Here is a 20,271-nt window from a genome sequence, read left to right on the forward strand (position 1 = left end):
CCGTCGGCCAACCGGCCGGCCACGCCGCTACGCGGCCTCGAGCAGTTCGCGCATGAACGCCTCGAAGCCCGGCAGCACGCGCAGGTTGCCGTAGCCGCTGATGTGATCGCCGTCGAAAAACAGCGGCCGCGCGCCGTCGTACGCGGAGCACGCCTTTTCGCCGCACAAAAGCGGCAGCGGGTCCCACACATGAACGTCCGGCACCTGCGCCGCGATCCGCGCGTACGCCGCCAGCACGGGCGCCCTCAGCGCGTCGATCTCGCCGCGGCTCACGAGCGGGCCGCGCGCGCAGATCGCGTTGCCGCGATTGAACCAGTCAGAGCAGCGATACGGCACCGTCCGGAACACGGGCGGCGGCGCTTCCAGCACGATCCGCGCGCCGCTTCGCCCGATGTCGCGCAACTCGGCAATCGCATCCGCGATCGCCCGTTCGCGCACTTGCGCAGCCTCGCGGCCGAACGACAGCCGATGCGCGTCGTCGCCGACGAACGCCCACTGCGTGACGAAGCGCGGCAGCCGAAGCGACGGGAGAAACACGATGTCTCCCGGCTCGAGTTTCGACAGCATGTCGCTCTGCGCCGCGCCGCCGTACCGGCGGCACCCGGGATCGCCGCGCTCGCGCCACGGCTGGAGGCTGACGAACGGGCAGCCCGCGTTGTTGTACGAATAGACCGTGACGCCCGTGCGCACGACGAACTGCTTGAACATGCCCGCATACGCCATCGCGTGCGAATCGCCGATCACGAACAGCCGATGCCAGCTTTCCGGCGGCCGCCCGCAGTGCTTGCGCGCGTAGATCCACAGCTTGCCGCCGCTCACGTCGCGATCGTCGACGCCGGCGACGCATCCCGGATACGCGGCGTTCGTGGCGATGCCGTACGGATACCAGTCGAGCCGATGCCGCTCGACCGTGCTGAGCGACAACTGCGGCTGCGCGGCGGCCATCATCGTCGCGAGCGCCGCGCCCGCCGCCGTAGCGCACGCTCCCCACGCGAGCACGGCGAAGCGCGCCGCCGCGCCGCGCCGCAACGGCGTCTCGACGAAACGGTATGACGCCATCGCCAGCCCGACCGCGACGAGCAGCGCGCTCGCCTTGCTGCCCGCCGAATCGAGCCCGGCCGTCCAGCGGAACACGACGAACACCGGCCAATGCCACAGATAGAGCGAATACGAAATCCTGCCGACGAACCGCAGCGCCGGATGCTCGAGCAGCGCGCGGATCGGGCCCGCATGCGCGCGCCCGTACAGCAGGCCGAGCAGTCCCAGCGTGCCGGCGACGGGCGCGATCGCGCCGGGAAACGGATAAAGCGCCGGTTTCGATGCGACGAATCCGGCCAGCACCGCAACCGCCGACGCCCACACGCCCGCTTCGATCCCGAAGGCCGCCGCCGACCGCGCCGCCGGCTTGCCCGCCGAGCGGCCGAAGCGCGCGACGCACTGATACAGCAGCACGCCCGACGCGAGCTCCCAGAAGCGCCCGAAGATCAGGTAGAACGCTTGCGCATGCTTCGCGGGGCCGGCCCAGACGGTCCATGCCAGCGACGCGCCAAGCGCCGCCGCGAACAGCGCGCTCGACGCATACCGGCGCTTCCCTCCCGCGAGCCACGCCCAAAACAGCAGCGGAAACAGCAGATAGAACTGCTCCTCGACGCCGAGCGACCACGTATGCGTGTACGGATTGAACTCCGCCTTCGGCGAAAAATAATCGCCGCCCGGCGCGCCGAGGATCACGTTGCTCAAGCCGAAGAACGCGAGCAGCCCGGTCGTCCGGTTCCGGTCGCTCAGGTAGGCCGCCGGAATGAAAAGCGCCGAGATCAGCGCGGTCGCGAGCAGGGCCACGACGAGCGCGGGCAGAATCCGCCGCGCGCGCCGCGCGTAGAAACACAAAAGAAATTGCCCGAACGGCATCGGCCCGCGGTCCGCGACCGACGCGCTCACGACGAAACCGGAAATCACGAAAAAAATGTCGACGCCGGAAAAGCCGCCCGGCAGCCAGCGCGCGTCCAGGTGATACAGCATGACGGACAGCACCGCCCACGCGCGCAGACCGTCGATGTAAGGCTGATAGGCGGTTGGTTCCCCGCGCGTGGCGGGCTCGCCGGCCCGGCTGCCCGCCCACGGCAATTCGCTCACTGACATAGGATCGATCCTCGGCGCGAGCCTGAGTCGCGCGCGCTCGCGCGACGAAAAAAAATCGACGTCCCCACACGTGCCGCGGCAAACAGTGTATCGATAAAAAAATCGTGATGATTTTGTTCCGGCGCATGCCCAGCTTCGACGCAAGTCATTGATCGAGCGGGAAAACCGCAATCGGCCGGCACAGGTTTGGTGCGGCCGCGACGATCCACGTACAATCGTTCATTCACCGACATCGAACGACGCGCGGCGGCTGCGCCGCTGTCTCCCATCATGCAAACGCACACCCATCCGCTGATCTCGCCGGCCGTCGGCACGGCGCGCCACATCACGAGTTTTCATTACGGCCCGCGCGGCGGGAAGAAGGTGTACATCCAGGCGTCGCTGCACGCGGACGAACTGCCCGGCATGCTCGTCGCGACGCTGCTGCGCCGCAAGCTCGCGGCGCTCGAGGCGGCGGGCAAGCTGCGCGACGAGATCGTCGTCGTGCCGGTCGCGAATCCGATCGGCCTCGCGCAGCACGTATTCGGCGATCATCTCGGCCGCTTCGAGCTCGGCTCGATGCAGAACTTCAACCGCAATTTCCACGATCTCGCCGCGCTCGTGATCCCGCGCATCGAAGGGCATCTCACGCACGACGCGAACGCGAACCTCGCCGCCGTGCGACGCGCGATGGGCGAGGCGCTCGACGAGCAGAAGCCGCGCACCGAGCTCGAATCGCAGCGGCTCGCGCTGCAGCGGCTGTCGTACGACGCCGACATCGTGCTCGATCTGCACTGCGACTGCGACGCGGTGATGCACATCTACACGAATCCGGACCTGTGGGAAGACGTCGAGCCGCTGTCGCGCTATCTGGGCGCGAAGGCGTCGCTGCTCGCGCTGAATTCGGTCGGCAATCCGTTCGACGAGATCCACAGCTTCTGCTGGTCCGAGCTGCGCCAGCGCTTCGGCGAGCGCCATCCGATTCCGAACGGCACGATCTCGGTGACGGTCGAGCTGCGCAGCGAGCGCGACGTGTCGTACGAGCTCGCCGAGCACGACGCGCAGGCGCTCATCGAATATCTGACGCTGCGCGGCGCGATCGACGGCACGCCCGCGCCGCAGCCGCCGCTCGAATTCGCGGCGACGCCGCTCGCGGGCACCGATCCGCTCGTCGCGCCGGTGTCGGGGGTGATCGTGTTCCGCACGCCGGTCGGCGTGTGGATCGACGCGGGCCAGGACGTGGCCGACATCGTCGATCCGCTGACCGATCGCGTCGTCACGCTCAAGAGCAGCGTGTCCGGCGTGCTGTACGCGCGGCAGATCGCGCGTTTCGCGACGGCCGGGATGGAAGTCGCGCGGATCGCCGGCGCGACGCCGATCCGCGCCGGGTCGCTGCTGTCGGCCTGAGCGGCCGGCGGCCCGCATCGAGCGGGCCGCGCCCAGCCGCTCTCGCCCGCTCTTACCCGCTCTTACCGTCTCTCGCCAACCGAAGCGCGCGCGACACCGCACGCACTCAAAACACGCACTCAAAAAAAACGCCCGCGCGAAGCGGGCGAATCGCCATTCGAATGTGTCGATATGAGCGTGCGCGCCGCGCCGGGCCAAGCCCCGCGCGACGCGCTGCCTCGGGCGCACGCAGCGCGCCGCCCACCCCTGTCGGCCTTTTCGTCAGAATGCCGGAACGATCGCGCCGTTGAATTTCGTTTCGATGAACTTGCGCACGTCGTCCGATTCGTACGCGGCGACGAGCTTCCTCACCCACGGCTTGTCCTTGTCCTGCGCGCGCACCGCGATCAGGTTCGCATACGGTCCCTTCGGTTCCTCGGTCGCGATCGCGTCCCTCACCGGCGACAGCCCCGCCTTCACCGCGTAGTCGGTATTGATCGACGCCGCGTCGAGATCCGGCAGCGCGCGCGGCAATTGCGCGGCATCGAGCTCGACGAGCTTGATCTTCCTCGGATTCTCGACGACGTCGAGCGGCGTCGCGTTCACGCCGTTCGCGCCGACGCCCGGCTTGAGCTTGACGATGCCGTACTTCTGCAGCAGCAACAGCGCGCGGTTGCCGTTCGACGGATCGTTCTGAATCCCGACTTTCGCGCCGGCCGGCAGATCCTTCAGCGACTTGAGCCTGTTCGAATAGAAGCCCATCGGCGACGTGTACGTGAGCCCGACGTTCACGATCTTGTAGCCGCGCTGCCTGATCTGGCTGTCGAGGAACGGCTGGTGCTGAAAGCCGTTCGCGTCGAGGTCGCCCGCGTCTAGCGCGGCGTTCGGCTGCACGTAATCGTTGAATTCGATCACCTTGATCGCGAGCCCGTCGCGCGCCGCGACCTTCGTCACTTCCGCCCAGATCTGCGCGTCGGGCCCGCTCATCGTGCCGATCCGCAGCGCCGGGCCGTCCGCATGCGCGAGCGTCGCGGCGATCGCAAGCACGGCGCCGCCGGCCGCCCGGCGGATGATCGAAGCAAATCGTTGCATCGTGTGTCCTCGCATCCCGTCATGTGGAAAACGCGCATCGTCGCATGTGGCGCCGAACGGACAAACCAAGCAATTTTCATACATATATTCCTGCGCCCGGTCAATCAACCGACCAGATCGATATAACGCGACCGGCACAAGTCGCCATCATCACGTGTGGCGTGGGCGCGACACATCGTGAACATGACAGCAATTGTCATATTCATTAAGCGCCCCGTCGATACAGTGCGCTTCCGTTCCCCTTCCAAACGCCTTAAAGAGCGCCGCGGAACCGCAAACATTCTTACTGCTCGGAGATTTGTCTTGAACAAGAAACTGTTGACCACCGCTATCCTCGCCGCAACCGCAAGCGCGGCCCACGCACAAAGCAGCGTGACGCTGTACGGCCTCATCGACGCCGGCGTCAGCTACGTGAACCACAGCAAGAGCGCGAGCGGCAGCGACAAGCTCTTCAAATACGACGACGGCATCGCCCAGGGCAGCCGTTGGGGCCTGCGCGGCGCCGAAGACCTCGGCGGCGGCCTGAAGGCGATCTTCGTGCTCGAAAACGGCTTCAACAGCGGCAACGGCACGATCGGCCAGGGCGGCGCGATCTTCGGCCGCCAGGCCTATGTCGGCCTGTCGCACAAGGACGCCGGCACGCTGACGTTCGGCCGCCAGTACTCGTTCTCGACCGACATCCTCGGCTCGAACTACTCGACGGGCGGCAACACGGTCGCGGGCAACTACGCGTACCACGTGAACGACATCGACCAATTGACGTCGAGCCGCATCAACAACGCCGTGAAGTTCCAGAGCGCGAACTACGCGGGCTTCACGTTCGGCGCGTTGTACGGCTTCTCGAACTCGACGTCGTTCGCGGGCGCACCGGCGACGACGAACGGCACGACGACGACGCCCGGTTCGTCGCGCGCGTACAGCTTCGGCCTGAACTACGCGAACGGCCCGATCGGCCTCGGCGCCGCGTACACCGACATCCGCTATCCGGGCCAGGCAGCGCCGGCGTTCACGACCAACATCGCGAACCTGACGATCAGCAACGTGCGCGACCTGCGCAGCTTCGGCGTCGGCGGCCGCTACATCTGGGGCCCGGCAACCCTCTGGGCGCTGTGGACGAACACGCGCCTCGAGCCGATCACGGGCGGCAGCACGACGTACAACGCGTACGAAGCGGGCGGCAAGTACGCGTTCACGCCGGCGTTGTCGGCAGGCGTCGGCTACACGTACTCGCGCGTGTCGGGTGCGAACTCGGGCCACTGGAACCAGGTCAACGGCGCGCTCGACTACGCGCTCAGCAAGCGCACCGACGTGTACCTGCTCGCGATCTACCAGGAAGCGTCGGGCAACAACCTGCAGGCGCAGATCGGCTCGAGCACGAGCTACTTCAACACGTCGGGCACGGGTTCGAAGAACCAGTTCGCCGCGCGCGTCGGTATCCGCCACAAGTTCTGAGCATTCGCTCGACAACTCGCGGCACACTACGGCAAGAACGCCCCGCCTCGTGCGGGGCGTTTTTTTGCTGCTTTTAAGTTTCGTTTAATTCTGGGTTGAGAGGATGCTCACACCCCCCCTGTTGGCCGCCTGAGCATCGGCGGCTTTTTTTTATCCGGATTGCGGCGGCGAAGACCGTCCAACGCAAGACAGGATCGGAGGAAACGATGGTCGAAGATACCGTTTTCAGCGGCCTGCGCACGTTACTCACGCACGAACACGCGTTCCCGGTGCAAAGCTGCCGCGTGTCGATCGCGATGCAGCGCCCGTGGGGGCGCCCGTACCGGCTCGTCGAATGGACGATGCACCTCGATGCGCCCGCGCGCCGCCGCATCGTGCCGGCCGAGAGCACCGAGGCGGAAATCGCCGAGGCGGTCGCGTCGCACGTGCCCGGACGCCTGTACGAAGGCGGCACCGCGCTGTATTGACCGCGCGCAGTCACCCTCGTTCGCCGCGATCGCGGCGGGCGGCCCACGCCGCGCAAACGGCCCGACGGCGCACCGCGCCGCACGAGGCGGCAAGGTGTGAATCGGCCCACTCCGATCGCGCGCAAAGGCGGCCGGCGATCATGGCCGCCGCTTTTTTTCGCTTTATTACCGTTTATTTCCCGCGTTCGCCGATCGCGCCGCTCGGCCAACGACACGCCACACCCGCCTGTCGCGCTCTGTCCTCGCGCGCGCGAACCCGTTCGATTCCATCGCGAATCGTCGCCGAGCATCCGTCGCCATAGCCGGGAGTCCTGACCGATTTTCCCGGCCGCCTTCCGCGCCGTTCGTCTTTCGGTCTCGATCGATGCGTCGCCGGGTCCCGTTCATGCATCGGTCAAATCTGCTACGCTGCGCGTTTTCGATTCACACCCTTTTGATGGAAAACGCCTTCAACGAACGCGGCGTCATGGTCACGCGCAACGGCCTGTCCGCCGCCGGGCAAATTTTCGCGCTGCGCGAGATTCGGGGCGTCGAGGTTCTCACCGTCAGGAAGAACAAGATCGTGCCGTGCGCGATCTCGCTGACGGGCGCCGCCGCCGCGATCGCGGGCGGCTCGTTCGGCTCGAGCGCGCTGCTCGTCGCGGGCGTGATGCTCGTCGTCGTCGGCTATCTCGCGTGGACGACGCAGGACGTCACGCACCGGCTGATCGTCGACACGCCGGACGGCAAGCGCGAGGCGATCATGAGCGTCGACCGCGAATTCGTCGAACGCGTCGCGCACGCGGTGAACGCCGCCCGCGCGGCGAGCGCGTCAACTTGACGCACCCCGCCTCCTCTTTCACGATTCGCGCCGCGCAGGCGCGCGACGCCGGGCCGCTGCGCGAGATCTGCATCGCGTCACGCGGATGAACGCGCTCGCCGGTCCGCGCTTCGAGCCGTACTGAGTGCCGATTCAGGCGGCGCACGCGGGGCTCGGGATCGCGCTCGCCCCGGCGTTCCTGATTCGCGCCCAGCTCGCTGGCCGGCACGCTCGCACAACCGCTCGACGCGCCCGTCGATGCCGACGAGCAGGGCCATTACCCGTACTGCGCGCCGAAGCGGCTGGAAACGAGCGCGTCGCTGCGGCTGCTGCGCGAATGGATGCTCGGCGAGTGCGGGCGGGTGTGGCACGCTGCGCCTTGTTTCGTGCGTGCGCGCGCGCCGCGGACGCCGCGTGCGCCGGAATCCGGCGAATGCGCGCGCCGCTCGGCTTTTGCGCGCGGCGTGCCTAGTATGAAAAGACGAGCGGCCCGCGATCCCGTGACGCCGCCTCGCCTTCTTCGACGGAGGTCGGCATGAACGTCCAGGCGCTGTCCGGCATGCTTCACGCTCAGGAATTGCTGCTCGTCTCGCTGATCCGCGCGCTACCGGTCGACACGCGCCGGACGCTCGCCGACGAGTTCGACCGGCAGATCCAGCTCGCTGAAACGTCGCACCTCGATTCGCCGCGCGATCGGGACGCGCACGAGGCTTTTCTCGCGCATGTGCGCAAGCTGCTGATCCGGCTCGAGTCGATGGCTTGATCGCGAGCGGCGCGGGCGCGCGCTGGCCTCGCCGCAGGCCAATCGCCGCGAGCCGCCGCGACGGCCGATGCGGAAAACCGCCCTGGGCCGGCCGCCGAACGCCCCATCCGAATTGCCTACCGGCCGCCGGCGCGCAGCGCCGAGATTCGCATTCGCCCGCCGCAGGCGGGCGCGGTTCGGGCTCGCGCCGGATGCCGCCTCGCGTGCGCGCAGCCGCGAAGGTGCCGGCCGGGATAGGCCGTTAGTTGCAAAGAGCGATTGCATGCAATCGCGCGCCGCACGACGCTATCCACCTCATCCGCCAGTTTTCCGCACGGGGAGCGCGGACGTTTTCTTCGATTGAATTGCGAATGATTCTCAATTACACTCTCCGTTCGTTTTCACGACCTTTTCCTTTCAACCCGCCCGCGCCGTAAAGGCGCGCGGGCGCCAGCCAGGTGCACGCGTCACCCAGCCAGCCCTCGGGCTCAAACGTCACTGGGAGACCAAACCGTGCATCAACCTCTGCTGGCGCGGCGGCCGCTTCGCGCCGCGCTGTTCGGGGCCTTCGGCCTCTACGCGGCGGCCGCGCGCGCCGCGGGCGCCGCCTCCGAACCCGCGGCCGCCGCGCCGCCGTCCGCCGCGTCCGCACCGCAAGTGCGACACGCGGCGAGCGCGGCCACACGCGGCAACGCGCGCGCCCTCGACCCGATCACCGTCACCGCGACGCGCACCGCGTCGGCCGCGAGCCGCACCGCGGCGAGCGTATCGGTAATCACCGATTCGGACCTCGAAGAACAGCAGGCCGACAACATCAAGGACGCGCTGCGCTACGAGCCGGGCGTCACCGTGCGGCGCACCGCGTACCGGCCGGCGAACGCCGCGCTCGGCGGCGGCCGCGACGGCGATTCGAGCATCAACATCCGCGGCCTCGAAGGCAACCGCGTGCTGCTGATGGAAGACGGCATCCGGCTGCCGAGCGCGTTCTCGTTCGGTCCGCTCGAAGCCGGCCGCGGCGATTACGCCGATCTCGACACGCTCAAGCGCATCGAGATCCTGCGCGGCCCGGCCTCGTCGCTGTACGGCAGCGACGGCCTGACGGGCGCCGTCAACTTCATCACGAAAGATCCGTCCGATCTGCTGTCGATCCACGGGAAGAAGACCTATTTCTCGTTGCGGCCGAGCTACGACTCGGTCGACCGCAGCGTCGGCGCGGCCGTGGCGGCGGCGGGCGGCAACGACCGCGTGCAGGGGATGCTGATCGCATCCGGCCGCCGAGGCCACGAGGTCGACACGCGCGGCGGCGACAATTCCGCGAGCACGAAGCGCACGACCGCGAATCCCCAGGATGTCTACACGGAATCGCTGCTCGGCAAGCTGACGATCACGCCGACGCCACGCGACACGTTCAAGCTCACCGCCGAGACGGTGCGGCGCCGGATCGACACGAACGTACTGTCGGCGATCAATCCGCCGACGACGCTCGGCCTCACCGCGAACGACAAGCTCGAGCGCAACCGCCTGAGCATCGACTACGATTTCCGCGACGACGCGTCACGCTGGTTCCAGACCGCGCACGTGCAGCTCTACTACCAGGAATCGAAACAGGATCAGGACGCGTTCGAGACGCGCGGCGGCCGCCTGCAATCGCGCTCTCGCTCGAACCATTACAGCGAGCGCGCGTTCGGCGGCTCCGCGTTCGCCGAGAGCGGCTTCGCGACCGGGCCGCTCGCGCACAAGCTGCTGTACGGCGTCGACGGCAGCATCGACCGCATCAAGAGCCTGCGTGACGGCGCCGTCGCGAGCCCCGGCGAGTCGTTCCCGAACAAGGCGTTTCCGGACACCGACTACACGCTGTTCGGCGCGTTCGTGCAGGACCAGATCGGCTTCGGCAAGCTGCTCGTCACGCCGGGCCTACGCTTCGACGCATATCGGCTGAGCCCGAGCGCGGGCGATCCGCTCTTCACCGGCAAGACGGTCAGCTCGAGCGATCACGAGCTGTCGCCGCGCCTCGCGGTGCTGTACGAGGTGACGCCCGCGCTGATCCCGTATGCGCAGTACGCGCACGGCTTTCGCACGCCAACGCCCGACCAGGTCAACAACAGCTTCTCGAATCCGATCTATGGCTATACATCGATCGGCAATCCGAACCTGAAGCCCGAGACGAGCGACACGCTCGAAGCGGGCCTGCGCGGCACGCTCGGCACGGGGTACGGGCCGCTGCGCTACGGCGTCGCCGCGTTCGCCGGCCGCTATCGGAACTTCATCGCGCAGCGCATGATCGGCGGCAGCGGCCGGCCGAACGATCCGCTCGTGTTCCAGTACGTGAACTTCACGAACGCGCGCATCCACGGCTTCGAAGGGCGCGCCGAGTGGGTGATGCCCAACGGCTTCACGCTGAAGACCGCGATGGCGTTCACGAAGGGCACGACGCGGGACAACGGCGCGGCAAGCGAGCCGCTCGACACGGTCAACCCGTTCTCCGCCGTGTTCGGCGTGCGCTACGAGCCGAGCGAGCGCTGGTTCGCGCAGGCCGACCTGCTGTTGCAGGCGGGCAAGCGCGGCCGCGACGTGTCGTCGGCCGCGTGCCGGGAGAAGACGTGCTTCACGCCGCCGTCGTCGTTCGTCGTCGATCTGCGCGGCGGCTATCACTTCAACAAGCACGTGAGCGCCTACCTCGGCATTCACAACCTGTTCGACCGCAAATACTGGAACTGGTCGGACGTGCGCGGCATCGCCGCCGATTCGAACGTGCTCGACGCATACACCGCTCCGGGCCGCAGCGTCGCGGTCAGCATGAAGGTGGATTTCTGATGCGGCCCGCACGCTTTTTATCCAGCCGGCTTGTCCGGCAATCGAGGATCTCCGACATGATGAACACCGCCGCTCCCGCCTCTTCGTCCGCCCGCGCGCTCGCACCCGGCGAACTGCGCGACGCGTTCCTGCATCTGAAAGAAACCCGCAAGCTGCGCAACCGCGACGTCGCGCAACTGCTCGGCGTGAGCGAAGGCGAGGCGCTCGCCGCGTTCGCGGGCGAACGCGTCGTGCGGCTCGAGCCGAGCTTCGTCGAGCTGTTCGAGGAGATGCCGCGGCTCGGCAGCGTGATGGCGCTCACGCGCAACGCGGCCGCCGTGCACGAGAAGGACGGCGCGTTCGATCAGATGAGCCACGACGGCCCGGTCGGCCTCGCGCTCGGCGCGATCGACCTGCGGATCTTCTACCGCAACTGGGCGGCGGGCTTCGCCGTCTACGAGCCGACCGCGCACGGCGTGATGAAGAGCCTGCAGTTCTTCGATGCGCAAGGCGACGCGGTGCACAAGGTCTACCTGCGCAAGCACAGCGATCACGATGCATTCGACGCGTTCGCGTCGCGCTGGCGGATGCCCGTGCAATCTCCGACGTTCGCGGCCGAGCCCGCGCCGCGCGCGACCGTCGAGCGGCCCGACGCAGACGTCGACGCCGCGGGCCTGCGCGCCGCATGGGATGCGATGACCGATACACACCAGTTCCACGGCGTCGTGCGCCGCTTCGGCGTGACGCGCACGCAAGCGCTGCGGCTCGCCGGCGCGCCGCGCGCGCATCGCGTGACACCCGACGCGACGCGGCGCGTGCTCGAGCGCGCCGCGCAAACGCGGCTGCCGATCATGGTGTTCGTCGGCAATCGCGGCATGATCCAGATCCATACCGGCACCGTGACGAACATCCGCCGCATGGGCTCGTGGATCAACGTGCTCGACGAGGATTTCAACCTGCATCTGCGCGAGGATCTCGTTGCGTCCGCGTGGGCCGTGAAGAAACCGACGAGCGACGGCGTCGTCACGTCGGTGGAGCTGTTCGATGCGGCGGGCGACAACATCGCGATGCTGTTCGGCGCGCGCAAGCCCGGGCAGCCGGAGCTCGCGGGCTGGCGCGAGCTGGTCGGCGCGCTGCCGAAAATCGATGCGGCGGATGCGGCGAGCTCGGCGAACGCCGCGGATTCGATCGACGTGCACGGCTCGACCGACGCCGAGGCCGCGCGATGAGCAAGCCGCCGCGCATCGATGCACGCAGGCGCGCGTGGCTCGCCGGCACGGGCGCGCTCGTGTTCGCGGCCGCGCACGCGGGCGCGTTCGCGCGCGCGCCGGCAAGCGCGCCGCCGAAGCGCGTCGTCGCGATCGGCGGCGCGCTTGCCGAGACGATCTACGCGCTCGGCGGCGCACGAACCGCGCGCTACGAGCTCGTCGGCACCGACACCACGTGCACATACCCGGAAGCCGCGCGGCGGCTGCCGAAGATCGGCTATCAACGCGCGCTGTCGGCGGAGGGGTTGCTGTCGCTTCGCCCCGATCTCGTGCTCGCGTCGGCGGAAGCCGGCCCGGTGGCCGCGCTGTCGCAGCTCGCACGCGCGGGCGTCGCCGTCACGACGTTCGACGAGGCGCACGACGTCGAATCGGTACGCCGCAAGATTCGCGGCATCGCCGATGCGCTGTCGCTGCGGGCCACGGGCGACATGCTGCTCGCGCGCTTCGATCGCGACTGGCTCGCGACGCGCGCGGCGGTGGACGCCGCGCCGCCGCGCACGCGCGAGCGCACGCCCGCGCGCGTGCTGTTCGTGCTGAACCACACCGGCAACCAGGCGCTCGTCGCCGGCCAGCAGACGGCCGCCGACGCGATGATCCGCTATACGGGCGCGCACAACGCGATGCAGGGGTTCGATCGCTACAAGCCGCTGACCCCGGAGGCACTCGTCGCGGCGGCGCCCGATGTCGTGCTGATCACGGACGAAGGGCTGCGCGCGGTCGGCGGGCGCGATGCGCTGCTCGCCACGGCCGGGTTCGGCGCGACGCCGGCCGCCCGCGCGCGGCGCATCGTCTCGCTCGACGCGCTGTTTCTGCTCGGCTTCGGGCCGCGCCTGCCGCAAGCGGTCGCCGCGTTGCAGCGGCGCTTGAACAGCGTGCTCGCATGAACGTGCGGCTTCGACTGCGTTTCACCCATCGTGTCGCGGCGAGCCGCGCCGCGCATCGCGCATTCGCAATCGTTCGGGTTCCTGAAGTCATGCCGGCTGCATTCGCCCGTTCGGCCGCGATCGACGCGCATTGCACCGCGCGCCGCGAAGCGGCGTTCGCCGCTCGAATCGCGCCGCTTATCGGCGGCCGCCGCGCGCGCACGCCGGCCGTCCCGTTGGATTCCTCACGATGAGCCTCACCGCCCGCTCCCCGTCGGCCGACTCGACGCCCGCCGAGCGACGGCCGACGCGCGCCTCGTCGTCCATCGCCGCGCCGCGCCGGCGACGCGCGCAATGGACGCTCGCCGCGCTGCTCGCCACACTCGCCGCCGTGTCGATCGCCGCGCTCTGCATCGGCGCGTTCCGGCTCTCGCCCGCGCAGTTGCTCGGCGCGCTCGCCGCGACCAACACGCAGCTCGCGAGCGACGCCGCGCTGCGCCAGGCGCGCGCGGTGCTCGTCGACATCCGCGCGCCGCGCGTCGCGCTCGCGCTCCTCGTCGGCGCCGGCCTCGGCGCGGCCGGCGCCGCGATGCAGGGGCTTTTTCGCAACCCGCTCGCCGATCCCGGCCTGATCGGCGTATCGAGCGGCGCGGCGCTCGGCGCGGCGGCGCTGATCGTGCTCGGTCCGCTCTTCGCCGCGCCGGTGGCGATCGGCTTGCTGCCCGTCGCCGCGTTCGCCGGCGCGCTCGCCGTCGCGGCGATCGTCTACCGGCTCGCGATCGCGCACGGCCGGCTCGCGCTGCCGCTGCTGCTGCTCGCCGGCATCGCGATCAATGCGCTCGCCGGCGCGGCGATCGGGCTCCTCACATACGTCGCCGACGATGCGCAACTGCGCTCGCTGACGTTCTGGAGCCTCGGCAGCGTCGGCGGCGCGCAATGGCGCACGATCGCGGCCGTCGCGCCGCTCGCCCTCGCCGGCTGCGCGCTGCTCGCGCGCGAGCGGCACGCGCTGAACGCGCTGCAGCTCGGCGAAGCCGAAGCGATGCATCTCGGCGTGCCGGTGCCGCGCGTGAAGCGGCGCGTGCTCGTCGGAGCCGCGATGTGCGTCGGCGCGCTCGTGTCGTGCACCGGCGCGATCGGTTTCATCGGGCTCGTCGCGCCGCATTGCGTGCGGCTCGCGGCCGGCCCCGATCAGCGGATCGCGATGCCGGGCGCGGCGCTTTTCGGCGCGCTGCTCGCGGTGGCCGCCGATCTCGCCGCGCGCACGCTCGCCGCGCCGGCCGAGATTCCGCTCGGCATCCTCACCGCGCTGATCGGCGCGCCGTTTTTTCTCGCGCTGCTGTGGAAGCGGCGCGGCGCGCTGGGAGCATGACGTTGCGCACGCCATCCGCTCGTCGGCGCGCAGCAAGCGCCCGCGCGCGTCGAGCGTCCCGCCGCGGCGAGGCGTTCGCCGCGGCGATTCCGAACGCGAACGCGCGCGGGCTTTCTCGAGCGGCCGCGCCGCCGCGCGAACCGACATTCGATCGAACGCCATGCTGAATGCCGAACACCTTCACGTCGCACGCGACAGCGGCGTCATCCTTCGCGACCTGTCGATCCGGATCGCCCCCGGCTGCGTCACCGCACTGCTCGGCCGCAACGGCGCGGGCAAGAGCACGCTGCTCGGCGCGCTCGCGGGCGACCTGCCGGCCGGCGGCCGCACGCGCGGCGCGACGGTGCGCGGCGACGTCGCGCTGAACGGCGAGCCGCTTCGCGCGATCGATGCGACGCGCCTCGCACGGCTGCGCGCGGTGCTGCCGCAGGCGTCGCGCCCCGCGTTCGCGTTCAGCGCGCGCGACATCGTGCTGCTCGGCCGCTACCCGCATGCGCGCCGCGCGGGCGCGCTTGCGCGCGAGGACGGCGAGATCGCGTCGCGGGCGCTCGCGCTCGCCGGCGCGTCGACGCTCGACGCGCGCGACGTGACGACGCTGTCGGGCGGCGAACTCGCCCGCGTGCAATTCGCGCGCGTGCTCGCGCAGCTCTGGCCGTCGGAAGACGCGGCGCGCGCGCCGCGCTACCTGCTGCTCGACGAGCCGACCGCCGCGCTCGACCTCGCGCATCAGCATCAATTGCTCGACACGGTTCGACGCCTGTCGCGCGACTGGAACATCGGCGTACTGACGATCGTTCACGATCCGAATCTCGCTGCGCGCCATGCGGATCGCATCGCGATGCTCGCGGACGGCGAGATCCTCGCCGACGGCGCGCCCGCCGACGTGTTGCGCCCCGACCTGATCGAGCGTTGCTACGGCTTTCGCGTGCGGCTGGTCGATGCGGGCGACGACGTCGCGCCCGTCATCGTGCCCGCATGAACGGGGCGCACGCGCCGCCGCGACGTCAACCCGCTTCGGCCGCGTGAAACGCCTTCAGCCGCCAGCCGCGCCGCACCGCGAGCATCCGCAGCGCGAATCCCGCGATCAGCGCGACGACGGTCGCGAGACCTTCCGCGACGCCGAGCGCCTTCATGCCGACATACAGCCCGCCCGTCAGCAGCGCGATGCTCGCGTACAGCTCCTTGCGCAGCACGAGCGGCATTTCGTTGCAGAGCACATCGCGCAGCATCCCGCCGCAGACGCCGGTGATCGCGCCGGCCAACACGATCACGACCGGGCTGCCGTTCACGGTCGCGGCGACGTCGCAGCCGATGATCGAGAACGCCGCGAGCCCAAGCGCGTCGACGGTCGTGAACAGCGACTTCAGCCGCGCGACGTGCGTCGCCGTCATCGATGCGAACGTCGCCGCCGCGAGCGTCAGCAGCAAGTATTCGGGATGCGCGACCCAGGTCAGCGGATAGCGGCCGAGCAGCACGTCGCGCACGGTGCCGCCGCCCAGCGCCGTCACCGCGCCGACGAGCGCGAGGCCGAAGCGGTCCATCCCGCGCTGCATGCCCATCAGCGCGCCCGACATGGCTTCCGCGACGATCGCGATCAAATAGAGCGTATGCATGTGCGCCCGCCCTCAGTCTTCGGTGCGGAACAGTTCGAGCACGCGCGCGCGCTCGGCCGCGTCGACGGCGGGCAGCGCCGGCGCGCCCGCCTCGCTCGCCTGCGCGTCGCCGTGCGCCGCTCCCCGCGTCGCCGCGCCGCACACGAACGGGCTGCGCACGAACGGCGGCAGCGACGGCGTGCACTTGCCGCCGTTCGCGTATTCGGCGTAAACGAAATCGCCGTCGACGAGCGCGACGTCCGCGGGCGGCGTGCGCGCGATCGCGCTGCGGCCGTCGATCGCCGTCTTCATGTAGTCGACCCACACGGGCAGCGCGGCCGACGAGCCCGTTGCGCGGCCGAGGCTGCGCGGCGCGTCGTAACCCATCCAGACAACCGACACGACGCCCGACGAATAGCCGGCGAACCACACGTCCTTCGAGCCGTTCGACGTGCCGGTCTTGCCGGCCGCGTCCGCGCGCTTGAGCGCGAGCGCGCGGCGCGCGGTGCCGTGAGCGACGACGTCGCGCAGCATGCTGTCCATCACGAACGCGTTGCGCTCCGAAATGACGCGTATGCCGGCCGTCGGCCGCGCGTCGAACAGCACGCCGCCGTGCCGCTGCCGCACCGATTCGATGAGGCGCGGCTCCATCCGCACGCCGCCGTTCGCGAACACGCCATATGCGGTCGCGACCTGCAGCGGCGTCGCCGCGCCCGCGCCGAGCGCGAGCGGCAGCGACGCGGGATTGCGCAGCGCCTCGAAACCGAAGCGCGCCGCGTGCTGCTGGACGAAATCCGGCTGCGCGACCTGCATCAGGCTCACCGCGACGAGATTCTTCGAGCGCATCAGCCCGCGCCGCACCGCAATGAAGCCTTCGTAGTTGTTGCCGAAATTGCGCGGCCGCCACGGGTTCGCGCCCGTTTCGTCGCGCGACAGCGTGCGCTGCGTGTCGTCGATCAGCACGCCGGGAAACATCCCTTTCTCCAGCGCGGCCGAATAGACGAACGGCTTGAAGCTCGAGCCCGGCTGCCGATACGCCTGCAACGCGTGATCGAACACGTTGCGCGAGAAATTCGCGCCGCCCGTGAGCGCGAGGATGTCGCCCGTCGCCGCGTCGACCGAAACGAGCGCGCCCTCGAGCGCATCCTTCGCGTCGCGCCGGCCGCCGAGCCTGAGCCCGCGCGCGAGCGCCGCGTCGGCCGCGCGCTGGTCGCGCATCGTGATCGTCGTCGTCACGTCGAGACCGAGCGTGTACGCATCGTCGTGAAAGCGCTCGACCATCATCCGGCGCGCGCGCTCGGCAACGTACGGCGCGGCCAGGATGCCGGGCGGCGGCGTGGTCGCGAGCGCAACCGGCGCAGCGGCGGCCTGCCGGTACGCGGCTTCGTCGAGATACCCGAGCGCGCGCATGCGGCCGAGCACGTAATTGCGGCGCGTCGTCGCGCGCGCCGGATTGACGACCGGATTGAACGCGGACGGCGCCTTCGGCAGGCCGGCGAGCACGGCCGCCTCGCTGGGCGTGAGCGCATCGAGCGGCTTGCCGAAGTAGACCGACGCGGCGGCCGCGAACCCGTATGCGCGCTCGCCGAGATAGATCTCGTTCATGTACAGCTCGAGCAGCTTGTCCTTGCTGTACGCGCGTTCGAGCTTGTACGACATCAGGATCTCGGCGAGCTTGCGGCTCAGCACCTTGTCGCGCGTCAGGAAGAAATTGCGCGCGACCTGCATCGTGATCGTGCTGCCCCCCTGCCCCGGCTGGCCGGTGACGACGTTCGCGACCGTCGCGCGCGCGAGGCCGCCGATGTCGACCGCGCCGTGCGCGTAGAACTGCGCGTCCTCGGCCGCGAGCAGCGCGTGCCGCACGAGCGGCGGGATGCGTTCGAGCGGCACGAACTCGCGGCGCTCGACGCCGTATTCGGCAAGCAGTTCGCCGTCGCGCGAGAAGATCCGCAGCGGCAGCGCCGGCCGGTAGACGGCGAGCGACTCAACGGAAGGCAGCTCAACCCAGATGCGGTGCAGCGTCCACGTGCCGACCGCGCCGACCGCGATCGCCGCGCCGAGCGCGACGCCCGCGAGCGTGCGGAGATAGCGGCGGCGGCGCTTCGGCGCGGACCCTTGGGGCGACGGCGTAGTCTCCGGCGAAGAGGGCGGCGTGTGATCGGTCATGTCGAAATCCTTCCTTGGCAGATGCAGCGTGTGGCGTGCGGCGTCGCGCGGATGCTGCAGTGCACGATGCGCACGCGCGCATTGTCCGGGGAGGATTCCGATATCGGTACAATATTTAGCTCAAGTTGATTACGCTAAATTTTATTTAGGATGCTGGTTCAGCCGGCACCCGCGAGCGACAGATGACGATCGATCCGAAACAGGCGGCGGCGCTCGTCGCCGTCGCCGATACCGGCAGCTTCGAGCAGGCGGCCGCGCGGCTGCACGTGACCGCATCGGCCGTCACGCAGCGCGTGCGCGCGCTGGAGATGGGCCTCGGCACGCCGCTCTTGCTGCGCACGCGGCCGTGCCGTCCGACGGCCGCCGGCCAGCGCGTGCTGCAGCATCTGCGCCGGATGGCGCTGTTGCAGGCGGATCTGCAGGCCGAGCTCGAGGCCGAGCGCGGCTCGACGATCGCGGTCGCGATCGCGCTCAACTCGGACAGCCTCGGCTCGTGGTTCCTGCCGGCGCTGACGTCGGTGCTCGCGGGCGAAAGGATGCTGTTCGAGCTGATCGTCGAGGATCAGGATCACACGTTCGCGCTGCTCGAAAGCGGAATGGCGATCGGCTGCGTGACGACGCAGAGCAAGCCGATGCGCGGCTGCTTCTCGACGCCGCTCGGCACGATGCGCTACCGGCTGATCGCCGCGGAGGAATTCGCCGCGCGCTGGTTCCCGCAGGGCTTGACGCGCGAGAGCGCGCGCGAGGCGCCCGTCGTCGCGCACGGCCGGCGCGACACGCTGCAATCGTCGTTCTTGCGCGACAAGCTCGGCCTGCCGGACGGCGCGTTTCCGTGCCATTACGTGCCGGGCACGCACGCGCACTTCGCGGCCGTGCGCCACGGGCTGGGCTATGCAATGGTGCCCGAGCTGCTGCTCGGCGCGGTGCCGCTCGCCGAGCAGCGGCTCGTCGATCTCGCGCCCGCGCATTCGACCGACGTGTCGCTGTACTGGCACGCGTGGACCGTGCAGTCGCCGAAGATGGAATCGCTGTCGTCGCGGGTCGTCGAGGCCGCGCGGCAATTGCTCGCGCCGTTGCCGCGCGGCGCCGCGACGGCGGCCGCGCATGCCGCGCCCGCTCGCGTCAAGCGCGCGAACGCGCGAAATACGCGCTGATCGCGGCGACGGCCGTGTCGATGTCGTCGCGCGACACGTCGCAGTGCGTGACGAAGCGCGACGCATACAGCATCTGCGTGAGAATGCCGCGCTCCTCGAGCCACGCTTCGAGCGGCGCGCAATCGGCTTCGGGAATCTGCGCGAACACCATGTTCGTCGCCTGCGACAACACTTTCACCGGCTCGATTCGCGCGAGCCCTTGCGCAAGGCGCTCGGCGTTCGCGTGATCGTCGGCGAGGCGCTCGACGTTGTGCTCGAGCGCATACAGGCACGCGGCCGCGAGCACCCCCGCCTGGCGCATGCCGCCGCCCAGCACCTTGCGCCAGCGATGCGCGCGGTCGATGAGCGCGCGGCTGCCGACGAGCACCGAGCCGACCGGCGCGCCGAGCCCCTTCGAAAAGCAGATCGAGATCGAATCGAACGGCGCGCACATCTGCGCGAGCGTGCGGCCCGATGCGACGGCCGCGTTACACACGCGCGCGCCGTCGAGATGCGTCGCGAGCCCGCGGCTGCGCGCGAGCGCGACCGCCTCGTCGACGTAATCCGCCGGCAGCACCTTGCCGCCGATCGTGTTCTCGAGCGCGAACAGGCGCGAGCGGGCGAAGTGATCGTCGATCGGCTTGATCGCGGCCGCGATCTTCTCGAGCGGCAGCGTGCCGTCGGCGGCGTTCTCGATCGGTTGCGGCTGGATGCTGCCGAGCACCGCCGCGCCGCCGCCCTCGTACTTGTACGTGTGCGCGGCCTGGCCGACGATGTATTCGTCGCCGCGCTCGCAATGCGACATCAGCGCCGCGAGGTTGCTCTGCGTGCCGCTCGGAAAGAACAGCGCCGCCTCCTTGCCCGCGCGCTCGGCGACCACGGCCTGCAGGCGCGCGACGGTGGGATCGTCGCCCCATACGTCGTCGCCCACTTCCGCGGCCGTCATCGCGGCCAGCATCGGCGCGCTCGGGCGCGTCACGGTATCGCTGCGTAAATCGATCATCTGGGTTCTCGTCGGAGTCTCGTCG

At 69.6% G+C, this 20,271-nt stretch carries 17 protein-coding genes and 2 pseudogenes; 14 read left to right on the top strand and 5 right to left on the bottom strand.

Going from position 1 to position 20,271, the window contains the following annotated elements:
* Nucleotides 1-27: 27 nt before the first annotated feature.
* Nucleotides 28-2,139 (bottom strand): acyltransferase family protein, encoded by a 2,112-nt coding sequence (locus tag BTH_RS10910; RefSeq protein ID WP_009894107.1) that lies wholly within the window; start codon nt 2,137-2,139, stop codon nt 28-30.
* 270 nt (nt 2,140-2,409) lie between these two features.
* On the opposite strand from BTH_RS10910, the gene BTH_RS10915 reads away from it, so the two are divergent.
* Complete coding sequence (locus BTH_RS10915; protein ID WP_009894108.1) at nt 2,410-3,525, top strand: succinylglutamate desuccinylase/aspartoacylase family protein; 1,116 nt, start codon at nt 2,410-2,412, stop codon at nt 3,523-3,525.
* 261 nt (nt 3,526-3,786) lie between these two features.
* On the opposite strand, the gene BTH_RS10920 is transcribed toward BTH_RS10915, so the two are convergent.
* A complete protein-coding gene (locus tag BTH_RS10920) occupies nt 3,787-4,596 on the bottom strand; it encodes a MetQ/NlpA family ABC transporter substrate-binding protein (protein ID WP_009894109.1) in 810 nt (269 codons plus the stop codon).
* Nucleotides 4,597-4,899: 303 nt separating this feature from the next.
* Here BTH_RS10920 and BTH_RS10925 point away from each other — a divergent pair, with 303 nt between their 5' ends.
* The 11 genes and pseudogenes from BTH_RS10925 (at nt 4,900) to BTH_RS10965 (ending at nt 15,331) form a co-directional block, all read left to right on the top strand.
* Nucleotides 4,900-6,048, top strand: coding sequence for a porin (locus BTH_RS10925; RefSeq protein WP_009894110.1), 1,149 nt, complete (start codon nt 4,900-4,902; stop codon nt 6,046-6,048).
* A 206-nt stretch (nt 6,049-6,254) separates the two neighbouring features.
* On the top strand, nt 6,255-6,515 hold the full coding sequence (locus tag BTH_RS10930) for a DUF2866 domain-containing protein (protein WP_009894113.1): 261 nt from the start codon (nt 6,255-6,257) through the stop codon (nt 6,513-6,515).
* A 436-nt stretch (nt 6,516-6,951) separates the two neighbouring features.
* Entirely contained in the window at nt 6,952-7,335 is a 384-nt protein-coding gene (locus BTH_RS10935) for a DUF6232 family protein (RefSeq protein WP_009894115.1), read from the top strand.
* Between the two features lies 1 nt (nt 7,336).
* Nucleotides 7,337-7,679: pseudogene (locus tag BTH_RS30560) on the top strand (LysR substrate-binding domain-containing protein); the annotation flags it as partial.
* Between the two features lie 170 nt (nt 7,680-7,849).
* Nucleotides 7,850-8,077 (top strand): hypothetical protein, encoded by a 228-nt coding sequence (locus tag BTH_RS10940; RefSeq protein WP_009894116.1) that lies wholly within the window; start codon nt 7,850-7,852, stop codon nt 8,075-8,077.
* 507 nt (nt 8,078-8,584) lie between these two features.
* On the top strand, nt 8,585-10,870 hold the full coding sequence (locus BTH_RS10945; RefSeq protein WP_025369985.1) for a TonB-dependent hemoglobin/transferrin/lactoferrin family receptor: 2,286 nt from the start codon (nt 8,585-8,587) through the stop codon (nt 10,868-10,870).
* A 56-nt stretch (nt 10,871-10,926) separates the two neighbouring features.
* Entirely contained in the window at nt 10,927-12,078 is a 1,152-nt protein-coding gene (locus BTH_RS10950; protein ID WP_009894118.1) for a hemin-degrading factor, read from the top strand.
* On the top strand, nt 12,075-13,001 hold the full coding sequence (locus BTH_RS10955) for a heme/hemin ABC transporter substrate-binding protein (protein WP_009894119.1): 927 nt from the start codon (nt 12,075-12,077) through the stop codon (nt 12,999-13,001). The genes BTH_RS10950 and BTH_RS10955 overlap by 4 nt, the downstream gene beginning before the upstream one ends.
* Nucleotides 12,998-13,234 (top strand): hypothetical protein, encoded by a 237-nt coding sequence (locus BTH_RS34425; protein ID WP_009894120.1) that lies wholly within the window; start codon nt 12,998-13,000, stop codon nt 13,232-13,234. Before BTH_RS10955 ends, BTH_RS34425 begins: the two co-directional genes overlap by 4 nt.
* Nucleotides 13,231-14,352: a FecCD family ABC transporter permease gene (locus BTH_RS10960; protein ID WP_009894121.1), complete on the top strand. Its 1,122-nt coding sequence runs from the start codon at nt 13,231-13,233 to the stop codon at nt 14,350-14,352. Before BTH_RS34425 ends, BTH_RS10960 begins: the two co-directional genes overlap by 4 nt.
* A gap of 160 nt (nt 14,353-14,512) precedes the next feature.
* A complete protein-coding gene (locus BTH_RS10965; protein ID WP_009894122.1) occupies nt 14,513-15,331 on the top strand; it encodes a heme ABC transporter ATP-binding protein in 819 nt (272 codons plus the stop codon).
* Between the two features lie 25 nt (nt 15,332-15,356).
* Here BTH_RS10965 and BTH_RS10970 read toward each other — a convergent pair whose 3' ends face one another.
* Both BTH_RS10970 and BTH_RS10975 read right to left on the bottom strand, forming a co-directional pair.
* Nucleotides 15,357-15,965 (bottom strand): trimeric intracellular cation channel family protein, encoded by a 609-nt coding sequence (locus tag BTH_RS10970; RefSeq protein WP_009894123.1) that lies wholly within the window; start codon nt 15,963-15,965, stop codon nt 15,357-15,359.
* Between the two features lie 12 nt (nt 15,966-15,977).
* Entirely contained in the window at nt 15,978-18,110 is a 2,133-nt protein-coding gene (locus BTH_RS10975; RefSeq protein ID WP_009894124.1) for a penicillin-binding protein 1A, read from the bottom strand.
* Between BTH_RS10975 and BTH_RS35885 the strand changes: the two are divergent.
* Both BTH_RS35885 and BTH_RS10980 read left to right on the top strand, forming a co-directional pair.
* Nucleotides 18,099-18,303: pseudogene (locus BTH_RS35885) on the top strand (hypothetical protein); the annotation flags it as partial. The gene BTH_RS10975 and the pseudogene BTH_RS35885 overlap by 12 nt on opposite strands.
* Nucleotides 18,293-19,264, top strand: a complete 972-nt coding sequence (locus tag BTH_RS10980) for an HTH-type transcriptional regulator ArgP (protein WP_009894125.1) — start codon at nt 18,293-18,295, stop codon at nt 19,262-19,264. The pseudogene BTH_RS35885 and the gene BTH_RS10980, both read left to right, overlap by 11 nt.
* Here the strand turns inward: BTH_RS10980 and ltaE are convergent.
* Complete coding sequence (gene ltaE / locus BTH_RS10985; protein ID WP_009894126.1) at nt 19,233-20,246, bottom strand: low-specificity L-threonine aldolase; 1,014 nt, start codon at nt 20,244-20,246, stop codon at nt 19,233-19,235. The two genes, BTH_RS10980 and ltaE, sit on opposite strands and share 32 nt — an antisense overlap.
* Between the last annotated feature and the right edge of the window lie 25 nt (nt 20,247-20,271).

The sequence above is a fragment of the Burkholderia thailandensis E264 genome (genome assembly GCF_000012365.1).
GTDB classification, from domain to species: Bacteria; Pseudomonadota; Gammaproteobacteria; order Burkholderiales; family Burkholderiaceae; genus Burkholderia; species Burkholderia thailandensis.

Coding starts and splice junctions, on each gene's coding strand:
- BTH_RS10970 (WP_009894123.1), bottom strand. CDS start 15,965: ATGCATACGCTCTATTTGATCGCGATCGTCGCGGAAGCCATGTCGGGC.
- BTH_RS10960 (WP_009894121.1), top strand. CDS start 13,231: ATGAGCCTCACCGCCCGCTCCCCGTCGGCCGACTCGACGCCCGCCGAG.
- BTH_RS10950 (WP_009894118.1), top strand. CDS start 10,927: ATGATGAACACCGCCGCTCCCGCCTCTTCGTCCGCCCGCGCGCTCGCA.
- BTH_RS10920 (WP_009894109.1), bottom strand. CDS start 4,596: ATGCAACGATTTGCTTCGATCATCCGCCGGGCGGCCGGCGGCGCCGTG.
- BTH_RS10930 (WP_009894113.1), top strand. CDS start 6,255: ATGGTCGAAGATACCGTTTTCAGCGGCCTGCGCACGTTACTCACGCAC.
- BTH_RS10965 (WP_009894122.1), top strand. CDS start 14,513: ATGCTGAATGCCGAACACCTTCACGTCGCACGCGACAGCGGCGTCATC.
- BTH_RS10935 (WP_009894115.1), top strand. CDS start 6,952: ATGGAAAACGCCTTCAACGAACGCGGCGTCATGGTCACGCGCAACGGC.
- BTH_RS10975 (WP_009894124.1), bottom strand. CDS start 18,110: ATGACCGATCACACGCCGCCCTCTTCGCCGGAGACTACGCCGTCGCCC.
- ltaE (WP_009894126.1), bottom strand. CDS start 20,246: ATGATCGATTTACGCAGCGATACCGTGACGCGCCCGAGCGCGCCGATG.
- BTH_RS10955 (WP_009894119.1), top strand. CDS start 12,075: ATGAGCAAGCCGCCGCGCATCGATGCACGCAGGCGCGCGTGGCTCGCC.
- BTH_RS10915 (WP_009894108.1), top strand. CDS start 2,410: ATGCAAACGCACACCCATCCGCTGATCTCGCCGGCCGTCGGCACGGCG.
- BTH_RS10980 (WP_009894125.1), top strand. CDS start 18,293: ATGACGATCGATCCGAAACAGGCGGCGGCGCTCGTCGCCGTCGCCGAT.
- BTH_RS10940 (WP_009894116.1), top strand. CDS start 7,850: ATGAACGTCCAGGCGCTGTCCGGCATGCTTCACGCTCAGGAATTGCTG.
- BTH_RS34425 (WP_009894120.1), top strand. CDS start 12,998: ATGAACGTGCGGCTTCGACTGCGTTTCACCCATCGTGTCGCGGCGAGC.
- BTH_RS10910 (WP_009894107.1), bottom strand. CDS start 2,139: ATGTCAGTGAGCGAATTGCCGTGGGCGGGCAGCCGGGCCGGCGAGCCC.